The sequence below is a fragment of the Escherichia sp. WS3063 genome, from assembly GCF_046486595.1.
Lineage (GTDB): Bacteria > Pseudomonadota > Gammaproteobacteria > Enterobacterales > Enterobacteriaceae > Escherichia > Escherichia coli.
In genome coordinates this window covers 51,345-70,750 of record NZ_JBJQKY010000020.1, presented here as the reverse complement: position 1 = coordinate 70,750, position 19,406 = coordinate 51,345, and the positions used below count along the sequence as shown (strand labels likewise).

17 protein-coding genes are annotated in these 19,406 nt (G+C 48.0%); 5 read left to right on the top strand and 12 right to left on the bottom strand.

Annotated features, from left to right (window positions below):
• Nucleotides 1–221: 221 nt before the first annotated feature.
• From nikA to ACJHYW_RS18100, 3 genes are all read left to right on the top strand, one after another.
• Nucleotides 222–554, top strand: a complete 333-nt coding sequence (nikA, locus tag ACJHYW_RS18110; RefSeq protein ID WP_001283947.1) for an IncI1-type relaxosome accessory protein NikA — start codon at nucleotides 222–224, stop codon at nucleotides 552–554.
• 10 nt (nucleotides 555–564) lie between these two features.
• Complete coding sequence (gene nikB, locus ACJHYW_RS18105) at nucleotides 565–3,267, top strand: IncI1-type relaxase NikB (protein ID WP_001493820.1); 2,703 nt, start codon at nucleotides 565–567, stop codon at nucleotides 3,265–3,267.
• A gap of 122 nt (nucleotides 3,268–3,389) precedes the next feature.
• Nucleotides 3,390–4,208, top strand: coding sequence for a DUF2971 domain-containing protein (locus tag ACJHYW_RS18100; protein WP_000106196.1), 819 nt, complete (start codon nucleotides 3,390–3,392; stop codon nucleotides 4,206–4,208).
• A 72-nt stretch (nucleotides 4,209–4,280) separates the two neighbouring features.
• Here the strand turns inward: ACJHYW_RS18100 and trbC are convergent, their stop codons facing one another.
• From trbC to trbA, 3 genes are read right to left on the bottom strand one after another with little or no spacing between them, the layout of a single operon-like run.
• Nucleotides 4,281–6,572: an F-type conjugative transfer protein TrbC gene (gene trbC / locus ACJHYW_RS18095; RefSeq protein WP_001289272.1), complete on the bottom strand. Its 2,292-nt coding sequence runs from the start codon at nucleotides 6,570–6,572 to the stop codon at nucleotides 4,281–4,283.
• Nucleotides 6,565–7,635: an IncI1-type conjugal transfer protein TrbB gene (gene trbB, locus ACJHYW_RS18090; RefSeq protein ID WP_001535705.1), complete on the bottom strand. Its 1,071-nt coding sequence runs from the start codon at nucleotides 7,633–7,635 to the stop codon at nucleotides 6,565–6,567. Before trbB ends, trbC begins: the two co-directional genes overlap by 8 nt.
• Nucleotides 7,636–7,653: 18 nt before the next feature.
• A complete protein-coding gene (trbA, locus tag ACJHYW_RS18085; protein WP_001535704.1) occupies nucleotides 7,654–8,862 on the bottom strand; it encodes an IncI1-type conjugal transfer protein TrbA in 1,209 nt (402 codons plus the stop codon).
• Between the two features lie 291 nt (nucleotides 8,863–9,153).
• Between trbA and ACJHYW_RS18080 the strand changes: the two genes are divergently transcribed.
• Nucleotides 9,154–9,306, top strand: a complete 153-nt coding sequence (locus ACJHYW_RS18080; RefSeq protein ID WP_001331364.1) for a Hok/Gef family protein — start codon at nucleotides 9,154–9,156, stop codon at nucleotides 9,304–9,306.
• A 71-nt stretch (nucleotides 9,307–9,377) separates the two neighbouring features.
• Here ACJHYW_RS18080 and ACJHYW_RS18075 read toward each other — a convergent pair whose 3' ends face one another.
• Nucleotides 9,378–9,629, bottom strand: a complete 252-nt coding sequence (locus ACJHYW_RS18075) for a hypothetical protein (protein WP_113388377.1) — start codon at nucleotides 9,627–9,629, stop codon at nucleotides 9,378–9,380.
• Between the two features lie 500 nt (nucleotides 9,630–10,129).
• On the opposite strand from ACJHYW_RS18075, the gene dqlB reads away from it, so the two are divergent.
• Nucleotides 10,130–10,225, top strand: coding sequence for a DinQ-like type I toxin DqlB (gene dqlB, locus ACJHYW_RS18070; protein WP_000609148.1), 96 nt, complete (start codon nucleotides 10,130–10,132; stop codon nucleotides 10,223–10,225).
• A 64-nt stretch (nucleotides 10,226–10,289) separates the two neighbouring features.
• Here the strand turns inward: dqlB and ACJHYW_RS18065 are convergent, their stop codons facing one another.
• The 8 genes from ACJHYW_RS18065 to traU all read right to left on the bottom strand — a co-directional run bounded on the left by ACJHYW_RS18065 (nucleotide 10,290) and on the right by traU (nucleotide 19,377).
• Nucleotides 10,290–10,466, bottom strand: coding sequence for a hypothetical protein (locus tag ACJHYW_RS18065; RefSeq protein WP_001054904.1), 177 nt, complete (start codon nucleotides 10,464–10,466; stop codon nucleotides 10,290–10,292).
• A gap of 208 nt (nucleotides 10,467–10,674) precedes the next feature.
• Nucleotides 10,675–10,884 carry a hemolysin expression modulator Hha gene (gene hha / locus ACJHYW_RS18060; RefSeq protein ID WP_001140545.1) on the bottom strand — a complete coding sequence of 70 codons (210 nt, stop codon included), beginning with the start codon at nucleotides 10,882–10,884 and terminating at the stop codon, nucleotides 10,675–10,677.
• Nucleotides 10,885–10,981: 97 nt separating this feature from the next.
• Nucleotides 10,982–11,596 (bottom strand): plasmid IncI1-type surface exclusion protein ExcA, encoded by a 615-nt coding sequence (excA, locus tag ACJHYW_RS18055; RefSeq protein ID WP_000578649.1) that lies wholly within the window; start codon nucleotides 11,594–11,596, stop codon nucleotides 10,982–10,984.
• A 75-nt stretch (nucleotides 11,597–11,671) separates the two neighbouring features.
• Nucleotides 11,672–13,840: an IncI1-type conjugal transfer membrane protein TraY gene (gene traY, locus ACJHYW_RS18050; protein WP_063267537.1), complete on the bottom strand. Its 2,169-nt coding sequence runs from the start codon at nucleotides 13,838–13,840 to the stop codon at nucleotides 11,672–11,674.
• Nucleotides 13,841–13,936: 96 nt separating this feature from the next.
• Nucleotides 13,937–14,521, bottom strand: coding sequence for an IncI1-type conjugal transfer protein TraX (gene traX / locus ACJHYW_RS18045; protein ID WP_001037987.1), 585 nt, complete (start codon nucleotides 14,519–14,521; stop codon nucleotides 13,937–13,939).
• A gap of 28 nt (nucleotides 14,522–14,549) precedes the next feature.
• Complete coding sequence (traW, locus tag ACJHYW_RS18040) at nucleotides 14,550–15,752, bottom strand: IncI1-type conjugal transfer protein TraW (protein ID WP_001385654.1); 1,203 nt, start codon at nucleotides 15,750–15,752, stop codon at nucleotides 14,550–14,552.
• Nucleotides 15,719–16,333, bottom strand: a complete 615-nt coding sequence (gene traV, locus ACJHYW_RS18035) for an IncI1-type conjugal transfer protein TraV (protein WP_000337399.1) — start codon at nucleotides 16,331–16,333, stop codon at nucleotides 15,719–15,721. Before traV ends, traW begins: the two co-directional genes overlap by 34 nt.
• A complete protein-coding gene (traU, locus tag ACJHYW_RS18030) occupies nucleotides 16,333–19,377 on the bottom strand; it encodes an IncI1-type conjugal transfer protein TraU (RefSeq protein WP_001024786.1) in 3,045 nt (1,014 codons plus the stop codon). The genes traV and traU overlap by 1 nt, the downstream gene beginning before the upstream one ends.
• Nucleotides 19,378–19,406: the final 29 nt, after the last annotated feature.

Here is a 19,406-nt window from a genome sequence, read left to right as displayed (position 1 = left end):
TCCGTTTCATGTTGAAGTCTGATTTTATCATCAAAAACTGACTCCTGGCAGGGCTGCGCCCTGCCTCTGCCGTCTGCATAAGACTATGATGCACAAAAATAACAGGCTATAATGGCCTGAAAAACGGGACAGGATGTGTAATTGTAATACCGTCACACGCGACGCTATTACAATTACCATCTGGTCAGGGCTTCGCCCCGACACCCCGTAAGGAGCCTGAAGTGAGTGATAGTGCGGTAAGAAAGAAAAGTGAGGTACGGCAAAAGACAGTTGTCAGGACACTCAGATTCTCTCCTGTTGAGGATGAAACCATCAGGAAAAAAGCTGAAGATTCCGGACTTACTGTATCTGCTTACATCCGAAATGCAGCACTGAATAAGCGAATTAACTCCCGTACAGATGATGCTTTTCTGAAGGAGTTAATGAGACTGGGAAGGATGCAGAAGCATCTGTTTGTTCAGGGAAAAAGAACCGGTGACAAGGAATACGCAGAAGTACTTGTTGCCATAACCGAACTTACAAATACATTGCGTAAACAGTTAATGGAAGGTTGAGGATTCTCCGGTGAATGCAGTCATTCCGAAAAAGAGAAGGGACGGCAAGTCTTCGTTCGAAGACCTGGTGTCCTACGTCTCGGTCCGGGATGACATGACCGATGAGGAACTGAATTTATCTTCTTCTTCGCAGGCTGAACAACCGCACCGGAGCCGTTTCAGTCGTCTTGTTGATTATGCGACACGCCTTCGAAATGAGTCATTCGTGGCGCTGGTTGATGTCATGAAGGACGGCTGCGAATGGGTTGACTTTTACGGTGTGACCTGTTTTCACAACTGTACATCGCTTGAAACTGCTGCTGCAGATATGGAGTACATTGCACAGCAGGCACACTATGCGAAAGATAATACTGATCCTGTTTTTCACTACATTCTTTCCTGGCAGGCCCATGAAAGCCCGCGTCCGGAACAGATTTATGACAGTGTACGCCATACCCTGAAATCCCTCGGGCTGGGTGAACATCAGTATGTTTCTGCCGTACATACCGATACTGATAACCTGCATGTTCACGTTGCGGTCAACCGGGTACATCCGGTTACAGGTTATCTCAATTGCCTTTCATGGAGTCAGGAAAAACTCAGCCGTGCCTGCCGTGAGCTTGAACTGAAGCATGGTTTTGCTCCGGATAACGGTTGCTGGGTCCATGCGCCGGGAAATCGTATCGTTCGCAAAACTGCCGTTGAACGTGATCGCCAGAACGCTTGGACACGCGGAAAAAAACAAACTTTTCGCGAGTATGTTGCGCAGACAGCGGTCGCTGGTTTACGCAGTGAACCTGTACATGACTGGTTATCCCTGCATCGTCGTCTTGCGGAAGATGGTCTGTACCTGTCTCAGATGGACGGAAAATTTCTGGTGATGGATGGCTGGGATCGCAACAGGGAAGGTGTACAGCTTGACTCGTTTGGTCCCTCCTGGTGTGCAGAAAAACTCATGAAAAAAATGGGTGACTACACGCCAGTACCAAAAGATATTTTCAGCCAGGTGGACGCACCCGGACGCTATAACCCGGACTTCATTGCAGCTGATGTTCGCCCGGAAAAAATCGCTGAAACAGAAAGTCTGCAGCAGTATGCCTGTCGTCATCTTGGAGAACGTCTGCCGGAAATGGCACGGGAAGGACGGCTGGAAAACTGCCAGGCTATTCACTGCACACTGGCTGAAGCGGGATTATGGATGCGTGTTCAGCATGGTCACCTGGTTATCTGTGATGGTTATGATCATAACCAGACTCCCGTTCGTGCTGACAGCGTATGGTCACTGCTGACGCTCGACAATGTGAATCAACTCAATGGTGGCTGGCAGCCTGTACCAACAGATATTTTCCGCCAGGTTACGCCAACAGAACGCTTCCGTGGTCGTCGTATGGAGAGCTGTCCTGCGACCGATAAAGAATGGCACCGTATGCGTACAGGTACGGGGCCGCAGGGGGCTATCAAACGCGAACTGTTTTCTGACAAAGAAAGTCTGTGGGGATACAGCATCAGCCATTGTAGCCCTCAGATTGAAGAAATGATCACACAGGGTGAGTTTACCTGGCAGCGTTGTCATGAGTTGTTTGCACAACAGGGACTGATGCTACAGAAACAACATCACGGGCTTGTTGTCGTTGATGCCTTTAATCATGAGCAAACGCCGGTGAAGGCCAGCAGCATTCATCCTGATCTGACACTGGGGCGTGCAGAGCCACAGGCCGGACCTTTTGTGAGTGCCCCAGCAGATTTGTTTGACAGGGTGCAACCTGAAAGTCGCTATAACCCGGAGCTGGCTGTCAGTGACAGGTACGGGGTCAGCAGTAAACGTGACCCAATGCTGCGCCGGCAGCGACGTGAAGCCAGAGCTGAGGCCCGTGCTGACCTGCGTGCCCGCTATCTGGCATGGCGTGAACAATGGCGTAAACCAGATCTGCGTTATGGGGAACGTTGTCGGGAAATTCATCAGGCATGCCGTCTGCGGAAGTCACACATTCGTGCGCAGTACGATGATCCGGCATTACGTAAGCTGCATTATCACATTGCAGAAGTTCAGCGAATGCAGGCATTGATCAGGCTGAAAGAAGACATCAGGGATGAGCGGCAGAAACTTATTGCTGACGGGAAGTGGTATCCACCCTCTTACCGTCAGTGGGTTGAAATTCAGGCTGCTCAGGGAGACAGGGCTGCTGTATCGCAGCTGAGAGGCTGGGATTATCGCGATCGCCGTAAAGATAAGTCACGCACAACGACAACAGACCGCTGTGTCGTGCTTTGTGAACCGGGCGGAACGCCGGTATACGGTAATACTGGTGATCTCGAGGCCCGTTTGCAGAAGAACGGGAGTGTTCGTTTCCGTGACCGTCGGACGGGAGAGTTTGTCTGTACGGATTATGGTGACAGGATTGTTTTCCGTAATCACCATGACCGCAATGCGCTGGCAGATAAACTGGATTTGATTGCACCGGTATTATTCGGGCGTGATCCACGCATGGGTTTTGAACCAGAAGGAAACGACAAACAATTTAACCAGGTCTTTGCTGAAATGGTTGCCTGGTATAATGTGACAGGCCGTACCGGTCACGAAGACTACAGGATTACGCGACCGGACGTGGATCATCACCGTGAAGGAAGTGAACGCTACTACCGCGATTATATCGCGGCGAACAGCAATGATGATGCGTCACTGCCTCCGCCGGAGCAGGATAAACTCTGGGAACCGCCTTCTCCGATGAGATGACAGATGAAGCTTTATTAGTTTCGTTATAGAATGAAAAAATCACCAATATTAAATATGGGTGTGGTGGTAAAAATAAATATGTTAGGCAATGTTAAGTAACTCTATTGACGGAATCATGTTTTATGAGCACTAATCTTGCTTTTCGTTATGCAAGTGTTGAAACTTTTTTTAAAATGATTGAAAACCAAGAATTATGGTTTACCGATCTTCGGAATATGAATGATCCGGAAGAATACTCGGCTGGCTATGAAATAGTCAAGAGAATAATAAATGAGGAATTTCCAGATTGCATTAGACTATTAGAAGAAGTATCACCTAATAAGATAGACGAAAATTTTAAGATATTAATTTGTTGTTTCTGTTCTGATGGAGATCGTTCCAACATGTGGAGCGAGTATGGTGATAATGGCAAAGGCGTTGCTATTGGTTATGATAAGAATATTATAACCCAAAATCATATTTTGGCTCGGTTTGAAGAACATTTTCAACCTATTAGTGGTAGAGTTGTCTTTCATCCTGTTATCTATTCAGAAGAACTGTTTCGAGAATATGTAAGAAACGCATTGCATGATTATATTAATCGCTCAAGTTTAAATATTAAATATGCACGTGGCATACTTCATGCACATCTTATCAGACTATGTTCATTATATAAGAGAGAGAGTTTTGAATGTGAAAATGAGGTCCGAGGACTTATTGAAGTAGATGAACGTACATTCCCACCATACAAACTTGAAAAACGTAGTACTGATTACGGAATTGCGTATTATACTAAGGTGAAATTTACCTGTAACAATATTACGGCAATTAGAGAGATTGTGTTGGGGCCTTTATTTGAACAATCTGATGAACAGCTTCGGTCAAAATTAGATGATCTAGGGTTAAAGAATATAAAAATTAGACGTTCCATATGTACCTACAATGATGTGGTTAATCTGTAATCTGAATGCTGGTATCTAGTACCAGCATTTTTAAATAGGTTTTTTGCGGGAAGACCAAAGTATGGTCACAGTTCAGTACATTCCGTCCCAGTCCGGACGGTTGTTTTTTTTATGATGAAACCCGTTTACAGGACGCCCTGTCGGGTGGTTATTGTCCTGTGGAAGCGTTAACAGGTTTATACCGGCTCTTTCTGCTCTCACTGATATCTGATTTTCCTCATTTGTTTCAGGTAGTTCTGGTCTGTTCAGTGTGATATAGCGAATTCGTCGCTCTTCCCGGGTGGTCGTTTTAAGCGTATTCACCGCTGTTTCCCATAAGGCACTTTCACGTGCGTTGATATCCGTGTCGTACTCTTCCAGCATTGCCATAGCCGCCTGACGTCCTGCAATGCGTTGCTGGAATGTATCCACGATCGTGTGTGGCTCTGTGCGAATTTTTCGTCTTTTTCTGGAGGGTTTTGCAGTCAGGACGCCAATGATGGCACTGACATTTTCCGGTGACGGGATTCGACGTTGAGCAGTACGGGGAACCAGACGGCGGAGACGGTCCAGGCGTGGCGCATCCACGCTGATATACCTGTTTATAACAATGGGATCGCTGCTGCAGCTTTTCTCATCGTCAGGGATGAAGAATGATGCTGATGGTACGGTTTCTCCCCGGAAAATAGAAAAGAACTCGCCAGGATGAAGTTCAATCAACTCCTGAACATTTATCTTGCTTTCCATCAGGATGCTGATTTGTGGGCTGTCAATCCATGATTCACCAAATATGCCGTCCTGACGCTGCAGGTTGTTCATTCTCGCTCTGGCTTCTTCTCCGGCGGCGCTTTTCAGCGTTCTGGCCGTACTACCCTCGCTGACAATCCTGCCGGCAAATTTTGTCCCCGTGTTCTGCATCAGTGTTGCAGTATTCGTGGCTGTTGTCTGTCCTTCTATACGTTCCTGGTCCTGTGCCATCAAAATCAGAGCAAAATCCAGTGAACGCACCTGAGTGGCTTCCACAGCAATACGGTCCGTATAGTATGCCCCCACTTCATCAAGGAAACACAGATAAGGGAAACGCCCCTTATATTTTTTGACTTCCAGTGCATCGGAATCAGTTCCTTCGAGGCGGTAGCCCAAATCACGGGCGAGAATCATACTTTTCTGGGTGATAAACATTCGTCCCAGAGCAGACGTTGTATGCGCTGATGTATCCAGAGCGGGGATCATTACCATCAGAATCCTGTCGCTGTGAATGCTGTCACGGATATCGATATCACCGGAATCTTCAGCAAAAATATCCCCGAATGCTTCCGTGAATGTGCTGAAAGTTTCAGAAAACTGCCCGGAGAGATAAGCATGTTGTTTTCTGGGTTCTTCCGTCCAGGCTGATGGTGTCCTGACCAGCGACAGGTCGAAACCGGGAACGTCCTGAAGGTAGTTACGTAATGGTGCGATAGCTTCTTCCGGCCACTGATCATCGAGGCCACGACAGTAAAGTTTGGCCATCCCTTCGAGAGTCATATGTTCTCGGAGCATCTGCAGTGACATTGTTTTGCCTTCGCGCACACACCAGAATTTAGTACCAAATACCAGTGCCTTGTTCATGGCTATGGCCCGGGACTGCCACTCGCCCCCCTGGACGTTCTGGGGCAGCATTGACTGCATTGTCTCCGCTGTGAATGCCTCAGTGCTGTAACAGAAGGGATTCCAGGTATTTGACTGAGGACGCGTTTTTTCACCACTCAGAATGATTTCACTGCGGGATTTTCCTCCGTTCATGAAGTTGATGACTTCCACATCGTCTTCACGGCCAAAGCGTCTGGCCAGATACCAGATTGTTCTTGCCGTATCATTCTGTGCCTTGCCATCAACAAGGGTGAATCCTCTTGCCCAGCAAAGCGGGTTAATCGCCCAGGCAAAGATGGTTTCCGTTTTACCACCACCGGTGGTGGCGAAAAACATTATATGGCGGGTCAGATCGTCCATACTCAGCCACAACTCCCGACCTATATCCCTGACGCGTTGATAACCAACATAGAATATGCCGCTGGCCGGTGACTCCAGAATGACCTCATACTGGAACAGGGTTGGCCAGAAGCTGAAAAGACTTCTTTTAATCATTCTGTCCTGTGACGGGTCAGCACATTCCAGCGTCATGGGCATACGAAGAGGGCAGCGCCATCGCTGCAGACTAAATACCAGCATTGTTATCAGTGTGAACAACAGACATGCCGGTAATGCAAGTGGCCAGATAAAACTGGCCACAAGACTTGCCACCAGGCAAAAGCCATAGATATTGAGACTCTGGAGTGCATTCCAGACAGGATTTCCCCAGGCTGTACGGTGTAAAAGCTCGGGGTTAACGCGATGTTCACTCATGGCCAGACTCGCTGTCGGTGGTTTTCAGGAATAAATTAAGCGTGCCAGTTTCCTGCAGAATTCCTGTAGGCAGATGCCAGCCGGTGTCGGACAGCACCCATGGGGTACCGGCAAATCCGAACTTACGGAAGGCGACATTGTTTACATCAATTGCAGCTCTGGCCGCTTTCAGGCATGTTTCATCTGCAGGCGTTGTTTCTTCTGATGGCGTCATCATTCCGTTATCTGCGGAATACAGTCGGTGCCAGCCGGCAGCACGTTTCTGAGCATCTTTTTCACACAGCAGTGGTGCCACACGGTCGGTGGATTCCTCTCCACCAATAACTGAAACCGGGTAGATAACGACATTGAAGTCGCTGGCCAGGCGTTTTAAGGCCGGCTCCAGAAGTCTGCAGTTAGGACAGGCAGGATCGAGAAATGCGTACAGGGTTCGTTCATGACCGGATGACAGGTTGATGGTAAACATGCCCCGATCGGCGTTCCGCTTCAGAACAGTAGCCAGATTATGTCGCGCAGCTGCGGCTTCCGGATTTTTGCTTGTGATTGTTTTCTCCGGTACCTGGACGTCTTTTTTCGGGGGAACCGGGAGTTGAATGCCTTCATTTAATGGTACAGTGTGATTCAGGTGAGGGGGAAGCAGTCGTGGCTCACCTGCTGTCTGTACTGCTTCAGGCGTTGTATCATCCCAGAATACACGATCAACATAGCGGAACAGAGAGAAGCCAATCGTTGCCATTACGAACAGCACAACGCTGGCGATTATGCCACGGAACAAAGGTGTTCTGCTGAAGCGGCGTTCCATCAGGTATTCAAGACGCAGGCAGGAATCAATAGCTGTAAGTATCTGGTCAGCGTTATGCTCCTGTTTATCAATCAGGACGGTTTCTCTGTTACGGGTGCCCATGGCGTCAAAGGCTATATGAATCAGTTGATTATTTCGTGTTACCAGCCCTGACAGGGCATCCCGTGGAAGGACGGCAATAATTTCTGTCCTGCCATTCGGCCAGATTGCCTGCACGGAAATATGTTTTGCAATGCGTGTTGCAAAGTACTCGATTGTCATTTTCAGTTCTCCGGATAATCAGAATTCGTTGTCTGTAGCAGGTGTACGGGGCAGGATGTCGTCGGTGAGGGACCAGTTGGTCAGGATGCGGCGTTTCCGGTCGCGATCTGGTTGTGGTTCATCCCAGATAAGACCGAGACTGAGCATATCCCGCCGTAAGCCTTCCACCGCTTCATCAACACAGGGTTCAGGGCAGGGAAGGCCAAAACGCATGGCTTCGGCCTCTGCACGTGCAACGGCCACCACGCCAGCGCCTTCAATAAATCCTTTCGTGGTATTGGCGCGGTGTAATGCATAAAACAGCGTCCTGTCCACGCCTTTCAGCCAAATCCAGTTGGGTGGCGTAAGCCGCAGGTCATGTGCATACAGCCAGACCAGCCCACTGCGGACGTAGCGATGTTGTTTCAGCCATTGCTGTGCTTCGTTGCTTTTAATCACTCTCTGGAAAGCTGATTTGGCCAGTGAATAAACAGGGGTACAGAATTTCCCACTGTCCCGTTTGCTTTTAATTCTGCATGAGAGGTTCAGTGTATCCATGAGCTTTAATGCTGCCTTACGATCATCCAGGAAATACTGAAGACCAAATATGGCAAAGAGCGCTTTTTCATGTGGTGCCATGTCTTTCCAGGACGTTAAAGGTTTACCCAACTGGGCCATGAAACATCGTCTTGCAGCTGCAACATCGAGCTGCATATTGGTGATGAGAGTATGCTGCTCGACAAATGCTTCCGGGGTGAGAGCAACCCGCCGTTCAGGTCGTTTGCCACCATGAAAGAGTTTTTCCGGATCACCATCTGCCAGTACAGGGGCGATAGCAGGGGACAACGAAGCAAAGATGTGTGGCAGTCGGGTAATATCTACTGGTCTGCGGGTGAAACGGCTTTGTCCCGGATGTTGATACCATTCCCACAAACACCAGAGTGTCACAGGTAAGAGGTACATCCACAGAATACCTATGGTCTGCTCCATGACGTTAACCCACTGGCTATAGCTTATGTTGGCGGCGTTGTTACCGGTCATGGCAAGCAGGTTGTATCGTGGTGCTGCATAGTTATGAAATGGCCCCCAGTCGACCAGTCCCCATAAGGTATGAAGAATCAGGCAGCTGACGTAAACCACTTCCGGCAAGAATAACCATATGACGAATAGCAGCAGGATAAGAAGGACACCAACAGCGCCCCATATCTGCATAGGATCTTCTGCGACAGGCTGTCGATTGTAAGACATGACAAAGTCTCCATTTCTGGAATTTAAATCAAACGGAAAGGTTAAAAATTTATTTGCAGGCGATAAGAGCTAACCAGAGGAATTAGCCGTGCGATAAAAGGATTGTTGCAGATACGAAAGTCGTTAGAATAGCTGCGGGCGCTTGAGGCTGTATGCCAAAAGCGTTTTGTGGACGGTATACAGCAGAAAGCCCCTGGAGATTTTTTTATCAATCAACCAAGGGCTCTACTGTAATGCCTAGACAACATTATAGTAGCCCGATAACCGCCGTAAGGCAATGGAGGGGCTATGATGCCACAGCGAACGTTTTTAATGATGTTAATCGTCATCTGTGTGACGATTCTGTGTTTTGTCTGGATGGTGAGGGATTCGCTTTGCGGACTCCGGCTCCAGCAGGGAAACACAGTGCTTGTGGCAACGTTAGCCTACGAAGTTAAACGTTAACGGGCAACACGGCGGCAGGTTTTCTGCCGCCGCTTTGTTGCGAAGGCTGACCTCATTGCGCCCTTTCTTCTTCACTGAAGCGTATCCGGTATTGTTTCATTTTCCCTGAAGCCGATTAGCTCCAGCCGAATGCCTTTGCCATCGGGGGCCACGTTCTGCATTTCGCAGATACCACGTCGGGTCATGAGTGTGAAGGCTGTCATTGCCAGCATGGCTAACGCCTTTTCCTCGCTTCCGCTGCGTTTCTCGAGAGCATCGGCAATTTCTTCTATGCTCCCCACCTGAAAGCAAGAGTCGAATTCTTTACTCCACTTTTCTGACATCGGATTTTCTCTCTGTATTTATGGGTAGTTATCGAACTGAATGTGCCAGTTTTTTCAGGAGACGGCAAAGTTGAGATGGTTGGTTCTGATTCAAAACATGAGTTTCCCCGGTGTGACGGGCATGTCGGGCGGATTTTGAGAAACAACAGATGTAAAAAAACCGACTGGTGAGGTCGGTTTTTTTACTGTTCCGTTACAGAGTGGGTGGCTCTGGTCGGAAAAGAACTGTCTATAACTGACCTGTAGATAGTACGTCTGGAATTATATTTCTGCAAGTACTGGATAAGTGTATACTCGGCATGTCAGTTCTGAGGCATGTTCTGTCCGGCATATTGTTCAGCGGGAAGAACAGGTTACAAGTCCTGGCCAAAACATCAGGTGGTGCTGGTTTTGGTGCTCTGGTCGGAGAAGAACTGTCTATAACTGACACTATAGAAACCGTTGTGACAGGCAGTGTAAGAGCGAACAACGGGGTTCTTTCTCCAGTGATGGAGAAGCGGATGATTAATCTGTTAATCATCGTTCTCAGGGCAGTAGTTGCCGTTGCAAACGCGCTGATTGCTGTTCTGGAACTGATCCGGGAACTTATCGACTGATAAGCCTGGAAACGTAACTAAGGGCAGGGAGTTACCGCTTCCTGCCCTTTAACAAAAAGAGATCTCACGTTAAAAATTTGTACCCTTCTTTAACTTCCAGTGCCTGCTCCTTTGACTCAAACATCAGTCTTGTTTTCCCGGGAACGCCCCATGAAATGTATTCAACATCTATCCACCATTTTCCATATTCTTTATATGGCCCGGATATTACTTTTTTGACAAAGGCGTCTACCAGATTCATTATTTTTTCCTTTTTATGTTGAAAATAATTAATGCCAGAGCACAGCGAAAATAATGAATGCACTGGCTGTGATAATTGCGATTTTCTCCCATATGATATTTTTCTCATGGGTGTTTCTACGGAGATTATTTCTTCGCATTGGAATATATTGGATGTGTTTATTCAGGAATGAGAGCAGGTGTGGGATTCCCTGCTCTTTTTGTTGGCGTTATTTTACGTACTTCCAGACAGAAGCCGGTACTTTGTCGTACAATTTGTTCATTGTCAGTTCCGCAAGGCGATGATCAACTGCAGAGTTGAATGTTTCTATTTTATCTGAGGTCAAAGTGCCCTGGTTTTTAGCAATAATTTTCTCAAGTGTCTTTAAGCTGGAACAGCGACGTAACTGATATAACCATTCCTGTTTTGTTTTTGCCATAAATAGGTCCTTGGGTTTATTTAATACGGCATAAGCTATGTGTTGTTGCAAACAAAAGCCGGCTCATCTGAACCGGCAGTTATGGAGGCTGCTTATCTTAAAATACTTCAGCTACAGGCATACCTGCAATCTGCTCCCACTCCTTACGCTTTTCCTGAATCAGGCGAGGAAAGTCGACAGGGTAATCATATCCTCGACTTGCCATTGCGTGCAATGTGTTTGCAATAGAACGAGCAGAGTTAACACCAATAGGCAATTCTAACATTGGCATATTGACATACTTTGTGTGTATTTCCATACAGTTTTCTCTTACTACTGTCCGTGTAAAATTATCAATATCAATGCCAATGACATCTAATGTTTTATTGGGGTAAAGCCGAATATATAACGCAGTACCTTTTTTGATATCAATTCCGAAATATAATGATGATATTGATTTGTGTTCGTAAGATGGATCTGGATCGAATACATCATGATATTCAGTCTTTATCTGTTCTAGGATATTATTTACGATTGCTCTTTTCTTTCTTCCATTTTTATATCCGGAGTATAGCAGGAATCCAGTTGGGATTACTGCTAGTCCCCAACTGGTAGGTGTATTCCAAATGATTAGTAATGGGACGGCGAAAATAATGTAGAAAAGTGCGAATGCGATCACGCATGTTTCTTTTTTAGAATGGGTGCCGCCACGGTTTGCATATGCTCCAATCATTATATATGACCTCCATAAACACTTTTTGATATTTTAATCTCTCCAAGTGTATATGGCAAGTCATATATTAAGTTATTATCCCTTTATTCCATCCTTATTGTTGTCGTTATTCATCCTTTTAATTTGCTCCTCTCTTATATTAGGTGCGTGTCTTATGTTTCTATTGCTGCCAGCAAAAATCTCTTTTATTGAACCAGCCATATTGCCAAGCGTGTTTACACCATCACGTCCTCCTAGGAAATTAATTACATGGTCTGGGAGGTATGCTTGTAAGGCAAATGCTGCGGCTACAATGGTTGTGCAACTTCTAGCATAAAGAAGTAAGAAACCTGCGAGGCTAAATATACCTGTAAATGAACTTATTTGTACATTGGTCAGTGCAGCACCGAATAAAAAGTTTAATATAGTACCTATTGCTATAATGGCTACAGAGGCAAAAAAGAATCCGAAAACCATGATAGGTGGTCTTATCATGCTGTCTATTAAATATATATAACCGTAGGCAGCACGACTCCCTCTGTCCTGTGATGTGCCTAGATGAGTTGCCCCCCACAGAGGTCCAGCTGTACATCCGATTAATACACTAATGACCCAGTTACCAATCCCAGTCATCCAGAAAATAAACGGAATAAATGGTAAATAAATAGATAAAGAGAATCCTGCACAAAACAGCAGTAGTAACAGAAAGTATACGGGGGGCGCTAAGGCCTCAAGTAAGGCATTTAGTGTTGAAATAGCACTTGTCGTCAAATCTATGAATTTACCAAATATAGAACTCCCAGTTCCTGAAGTAATAACTCTAGCAGATGTATAAGTAATCCAAATACCCTCTGCAGCGACCATAGTTTTATCACCAATATTTTTCATTTTTATCAGTGGATTAACTTGATTGCTACTTGTACCCGAATCAGTCCACTCGGTGGCAATATTGTTCGTAAGCCATTGCCCAAACTTCTCTGTGGGCTTGATTAAAGCATCTTGTGGCGTGCTTGTTTTTGAAAGTAGTTGTTCGTCTGCTGAAGTTATAGTACCTAAAGGTGGGGTATAAGTTGAATTCTGCAATTGAGTCTTGTATGCCCCCATAACAGCACTAAATAAATCAGTATCGCCAACTTCCCCAAGTGATGACATTGAAGTTACAGCTGGAGCTCTGTCAGCCAGCTCTGCCAGACGCTGGTTAGCAGTGGCAAAGGTCTGATACCACGCGCCAAGCGTTACCCATCCATAGGTTGTGAGATAAGACTTGAGAGCTTCTTTCCTGGATTGTTCTCCGTTATCAATAGGTAGCGATTTTTGTACAGCACGCTCATACTCGTCGGCTGCTCTCTGAATCCGTGTCTCGATATCCGGCAATGTTCCGTTGCCAGAATTTCTTTTTTCCAGAAATGTTGTCACAAACTCACTGGCAGCGTTGTCCATGTCGCTAATCATATTATCCATGGCTGCACGTTGTGCTGAGATAACACCGCTGTATTCGTTTTTACTGAAGGGATTAAAGAATTTTCCAATCGTCGATTGATCTGTTGTTCCGTTTCCTTCTACTGACAGGCTGGCTGTACCACAGATACCGCTGCCATTGGATACCGTGACAGTGTAATTACCACTGGCGGTTTTAGCTGATTCTGTCATCAGTGAAGTCGAGGATTTGGCCGTCTGATTAAAATCATTTAGTCCTGCGTTAACCGCATACTTACACAGTTCCATTTCAAAAATGCCACGCGCTGCTGTTCGTGTGGATGCCTGAACTGGCTGTACAGTCATTGAATAACCATTTGCGATATTATCAGCGGCAAGTTGCACCATCACATTGGCGGACCCAACCCCCATTATCGATGCGCCCCATAACATAATGAGCTGAGCGATACTCCAGCCATTTCCGGTTGGAACGATCATCAGAAAACCTGCAACGACACTCAGTGTGCCGACGATATCGCGTCCGGTGCTGAATACCTGTCCCTGATGCCCCGAACGCACAACATGACGGATACCAATGAACATAAACCAGACAACGGCAAGTACGGCGATGATACTGTTGAACGCCCCGAACATGCTTCCGATCAGAGTGGGGGCGCTGGTTGACAGTGGATTGGTGACTACATCACCGAATATCGTGACCAGCGCCTGGCGGGACAGATCGTCAGGATTGGTGGCGGCAGACACAATATCCTGATAGGTCACTGAAGCCATTGCCGGCAGTGAGGATATAGCAAGGCCTGCACAGAGTGCGCGAAGTAAAATTTTCACAGTAACTCCGGAATAGAATTGCGTATGGGCAAAGGCCACACAGGATTTAATTAAGGGGGATGGCGACATGCCAGTGGTACTGGCATCTGGACGTGATCAGTATTGTTTACTGGTTACGGCAATTAATGTGGCATTGCGCCAGCCATTGCGGTCGTTCAGAAAATCACGGAAAGTCCCCTGCTCGGGTTCGCTGACTTTTCGTTCATGCAACTGCCAGAGGCGGTATGTAACAATCAGTGCTCTGGAAGCACAAAGAGCGACGCCTGACAGTATCAACACAAGAGTGCTGATGGCGCGTACCAGAGTCGTAAGAGGTAATGAAGAGGCGGCAAAGAGCATACCACTGAGAAACAAAGCGATGGCCAGCAGACTCCAGCAACAGAATCGCCATACTGTTCTGCGCCGGCGGAAACGACGATCCAGATCGTCTACTGACATATGGCTGGCCTGCAGAGCTTCTTCCCACGTGAGGTGGAGTTGCGCCTTTTTATTATTTACCTGACGAAATCTGTCCAGCCTGCGTTTTTGTTGTTCCAGCATATGCTGTACAGAATTCGTTATCAGGCGAGTCTCCATCAGAGGAACAAAAATGTTAATAATCCCCCGGGTGGCTATGCGGGTTATGGATGGTGATTTTTTGACGTTTTTCGTCTGGTCTGAATTTTCCGGTAACTTATTCATTTTTTCAGTCCTGTTCTGACGTCAGCTTTCAACGTGCGTTTGCCTGATTGATTGTTTTCTCAAGGCTACCGAGTTGTTTTTCATAATACTGGCGGGCAGTCAGAGCCAGTTGCTGGCCAGAGATAACATTACCCTGGCGGATCTGTTCTTTCAGATCGTTCAGCTGCCAGTTCATTTGCGCAGTGATTCTTACCAGTTCACGGAGCAGGTTATCCCCCTGCATTTCCTGTAAATCCACCAGGTATGCTGTGTTGGCGTAGCGCCGGCCAGCCTCAAAAGCTTCAAACTCACGGGTACTCATATATCCCCGTGCTTTTGCTTCTGGTGAAGCCACCTGGTCGAAGTAAGCGGCCGCTGAGTCTGACTGCAGTGTTTCAGCCAGTGCTTTACGTGTGGTTTCATCAGGCGTGCTGTCAGCAATCAGCGTCAGTTGGGGATTCGACGCAGAATCAATGATGCCGTTGTATTCGTTCTGGAGTCCGACGTAGGTTCGTCCACTCTGGGTATTTACTTCTCCTTTACCCAGAGCACGACCGGCAGAGGGGCGGGAAGTGTTTTTCATGTAAGCAGTCGCTGCATCTATTTGCTTCTGATCCCATGTCAGTGCCGCAGGTGTGTCCGCTGTACCTGCGCCGTGGTAAATCGAGCGTACCTGACTGTCTCCACCTGGTATTTCGCCCACAGAAGGACAAACGGCGGTTCCTCCAAAACGTGCATATTCTGCTTCTGTACAGTAACTGGCGTGTATGGCCGCGCCATCATAAGCTTCCCGCACGGGAGAGTTTGCTGCGCTGGCCAGACGGTCGCGGATGCTACGGTTGCTCACACCGCCACCTTTACTGAGTTTTGAGGCTGCGGATGCTGAGGCACTTTTGCTTTCTGTTGCAATCCCTGATGCGGATTCACTGCAGATGGAGTCTGGCACGGTGAAACTTTTCCGTGCCTCCTCGAGGCGCTGAGTTTCATTACTGAAAATCATCTGCTGACGTGTCGCCTGTCCGTTCTGGGCAATGACACTTGCCAGCTTTTCAGAGTTCTGATTGATAGCGGTACCCGTGGCTGTCTGGGTACTCAGTATGTTGCCAAGGACATCTTTGATGGCTTCCATTCTGGGGATGACCTGCTCTTCAACAGGCCGGCTGGCGACGACGGTGACTGAATAAGCATGAGCCTGGCATGCCGTTCCACTCAGGGTGGCTATAAGGGCTGCGAGTAATGTTTTTCTTTGCATTTTATTGTCTCCTGCTCGGGATGGAGCACAAGGTCAGGAAGGCTGTCGTATTTTCTGTCTTCAGGTAGTGGGGCCAGTGGGAAACACTGATATCGCCTGGTGATATAACCTTTCCTGTTCCGGTTATCGATGATGCTGAAAGAACGACGTCTGACGCGCCGTAAGGTGGAAGGGTCAGTATCCATAACAGGCCAGTCACCGGCACTCAGTGCCGGCGTTCCGGGAACGGATGGCCATAACCAGGTATCATCGGACATCAGCGAAGCCAGCGGTGAAGGGAGTATCCACTGGATGACATGCTGAACGTCGAATGGTGCTTCATCCGGGACAGAAACCTGCCATATTGCCGTTGTTATCAGCTCATCTGTGCTGGACGGCAACAACAGCCGCATGCCTGTGACCTTTCCCTGTGTTCTGGCATCCGAGGCGTATATCACTCTGGGATTGGGGGCCGGATGTAACCTGAAGACACGTGACGGCAGAGTGAATGAGAAACTGTCACCTTTTACCTCAAGTTTTTTAAGAAATACCTGCCCTCTGGCAGGTCTCCGGCAGCGTGGGGTGATATGAATTGTACACATCAGAGATTGTATCCCTGTTTTCGGATGAGCTCCGAGGCCAGTTCTTCAATAACATTGTCACTGTTATGTTGGCCCGCCCGGTGCTCAATTAATGACGTTGCAGAACCTCTGGGGAAGTTTTCGGCCAGAATCTTACGTGCCCGAACTGAACCTAACTTATTTGTCAGTGTTTTACGCAGGGCACTGTCTTTTGGCGATGAGTTCAGCGCCCATAGCTCCAGTGGACCGACGGTAAATTTGAGTATTCTCGCAAGCGTGCCACTTTTTACCCTGAATACTCCCAGAACAGGAACACCACTACCATCTGGTGCCGGGCCTTCCGGCATTTTCAGGAAGCGTTTCAGCATAAATTCAGGAACGTTGAAGTTATCCCTCAGTACGGGGATATCTTCGGGTTTGTAGCGCAGTAACCAGAGAGTATTTGCTGACTTAAGAACGCTTTCCGGGTAGTCCCTCAGATACTGCGTACTCAGAACCGTGCGGATAGCAAACTTGCGTTGCTCACGCTCCTGGGTATCCAGATTTTCCCAGATGAAGTCAATGCCCCGGGCGTTATGCAGTTCATCATAAACTTTTGTCTTAACCTCCTGATCAAGTTGGTTAATACGTTTAAGAGCGATTTCATGGTATTCCCGTGGAAGCTGCTTTAACACTTCATCCCTGTATTGTGGCAGGGTGAAGTCACCACCGGCGATCTGACCTGCAAGCAGGTACATGATGCCGGTTTTAAGCCTGCCTGCAGGCGTTTTGTCACCGGCAACATTATTCAGATCGACAGCGATGACCCGGGTTTCCGGGTTGATCATAAACCGGGTATACCCGGATATCATGGGGTAGTCGTTATGTCCCTGCTCGAGAGCGCGGCGGATGTAGTCCAGCAGAAGTTCGTTTGAACCATCACGCTGAACAGTACCGAAAACATCCCTGAGACTGGTATGGCCCAGCATCGAGGACACTTCGGGAAGCTGGGGCATTGCCTGATAATGTGCCCGCTGAGCCGCCATGATATACCCGGCATTGTGGAGCATATCCCGGACTTCGAACCAGGTTGATCTGGCCCACCAGGTTGCATCATGTTTTTCATACAATCCCGAGTCCTGCAGTGCTGAATCCACCAGTTCTTCCGTTGAGGCGCGATAAAGTCGCGGATTATTTTCACCGTACTCTTTAAAAGCCAGCTCGATAAGCTGGTTGATAATTTGTCGGGTGTCTCCGGGGTTACAGGGTTGACCGGTACCGGTATCGACACAGAGAGCACACAGCACCGATGACATGAAATTCTTTTCCGGCGTAATAGGCTTTTTAGCGCCGTACATCACGTCAAAAAGGTTACGGGTGTATTCCGGATCATTGCTCAGAATAATACCGACAGCTTCGTCTTTTCTTTCCGGAGGAAGACTGTCGCGAATAAGCTGAACCAGTCCCTGAGCACTGTATCCCTTATCGATATAGGCAATGAAGGGCAGGTTTTTCTGAGCAGATGATATCTGTATTTCCGACAACGTATTAATCAGAACTGATTTACCCAGTCCCGGATCGCCTGGTGCCAGTTCTGTATGTTTATTTTGTTGGGATGACGCCAGACCAACCTCAATTGCGGAACCGTCTTCTGTATGTAACATAAGATTCCCTTTACCTCGCCAGACAGAGCCTGCCCTGTTAAGCGGGAAAAGCGAGATGGCATGTGACAACGGGGGATACAGGGGAACCGGGCCGGAGCCTCCGGATGCCGCGAGAATGGTATTCACCCAGGCGCGTCGGGGATCGCCAAATGTTGTCGTGGTGCCACATACGCCCCAGCCTTCAATGGCCGATTTCAGAATGGCCTGGTTTCGTGTGCATATTTCACGTGTTTTTCCCCACGTGGAGGCCATGATGGTCATTATGCAGACAGGTTCTTTTTCATCCGTTGCCGCCAGGGTCATAACGGATTCATACATTGGACGAACGGCAGAAATGAAGCTGCTGTAAGTCAGAAGCGTTTTCTTCAGATTAAGAGCCTTCATCCCGCCGGGCATCAGATCCATTCTGATGCGCCAGGGGACTGCGCGGGGGACGGCACGGACCAGTTCGTTAAACGTCTGCAGATTTTGCGGAGGTAAAGTAATCGATACCATTCCGTGCCAGAGTCCGCCCGCCTGAACCAGGTTGCCCTGTGTGGTCACCTGAGTGTTGAATAACTGCAAATGCAATGAAGGAGCATGTAGTACGGATTCATCGTCAGTCCAGCGATATCCCGCTGGCTGGGCATCTTCAGGCAGGTGGGGTTGCCAGTTACGCGGTGTGCTGTGCCGTTCTGTCTGACGACGTATTTCACGCCCGACCTCGTGTATATCCAGTAGCCGGAGAATCAGGCCATCAGATGAATGTCTCAGTGCCTGTTCCACATTATCAAGAAAAGCTTCGTGGCGGATTTTCAGTGCAGATAAGGTCCACTGCCAGGGGGACTGGGCAAAGCGTGCTTTCGGTACCCGTTCAGCCAGTCTTCTGACAAGCTCATCATGGGCGGTGCGATCGCTGTTGCTGATAAGATCGGGTCCACTCCAGATCGCCAGCCAGCAACGCTCCCGGACCAGCCATGGGGACAGTGTTGTGACTTTCTCATCGACCACATCCTGTAACTGGATACCTGTATTAGCCAGTGAGCGCTTTTGTGGGGCGACCATGTCTTCGATTTCTTCTTTCCCCATGTCAGGATCACGCTCAAAAACGAAGCTGATTTTATGACCGCTGTTTTTATATGCCGTATTCAGGCTGTCACTCATGCTGGTGATCAGCGATTCCAGTGAACCTGGGCCAGTCTGGTCGGATGCTTCATCCATTTCCCTGAAAGCACCGCTGACTTCAAAGACAGAGAGATATTCTCCACGCTTTGTGGCTGCAATATAGGGCGAATTCAGCCATGGGCGACGTTCACGATCCTGTCTGTCCAGACCAATTACAGTACGTAAATCGCAATACTCAACAAAACTGCTTGCGACAGAGAAACGGGATAGCGTGTTCAGACAGTCTTCGATAGTGAAGATTAAACGGTTTATGTTCATAGGTGAGGGAACTCCGGACTTACAGGAGG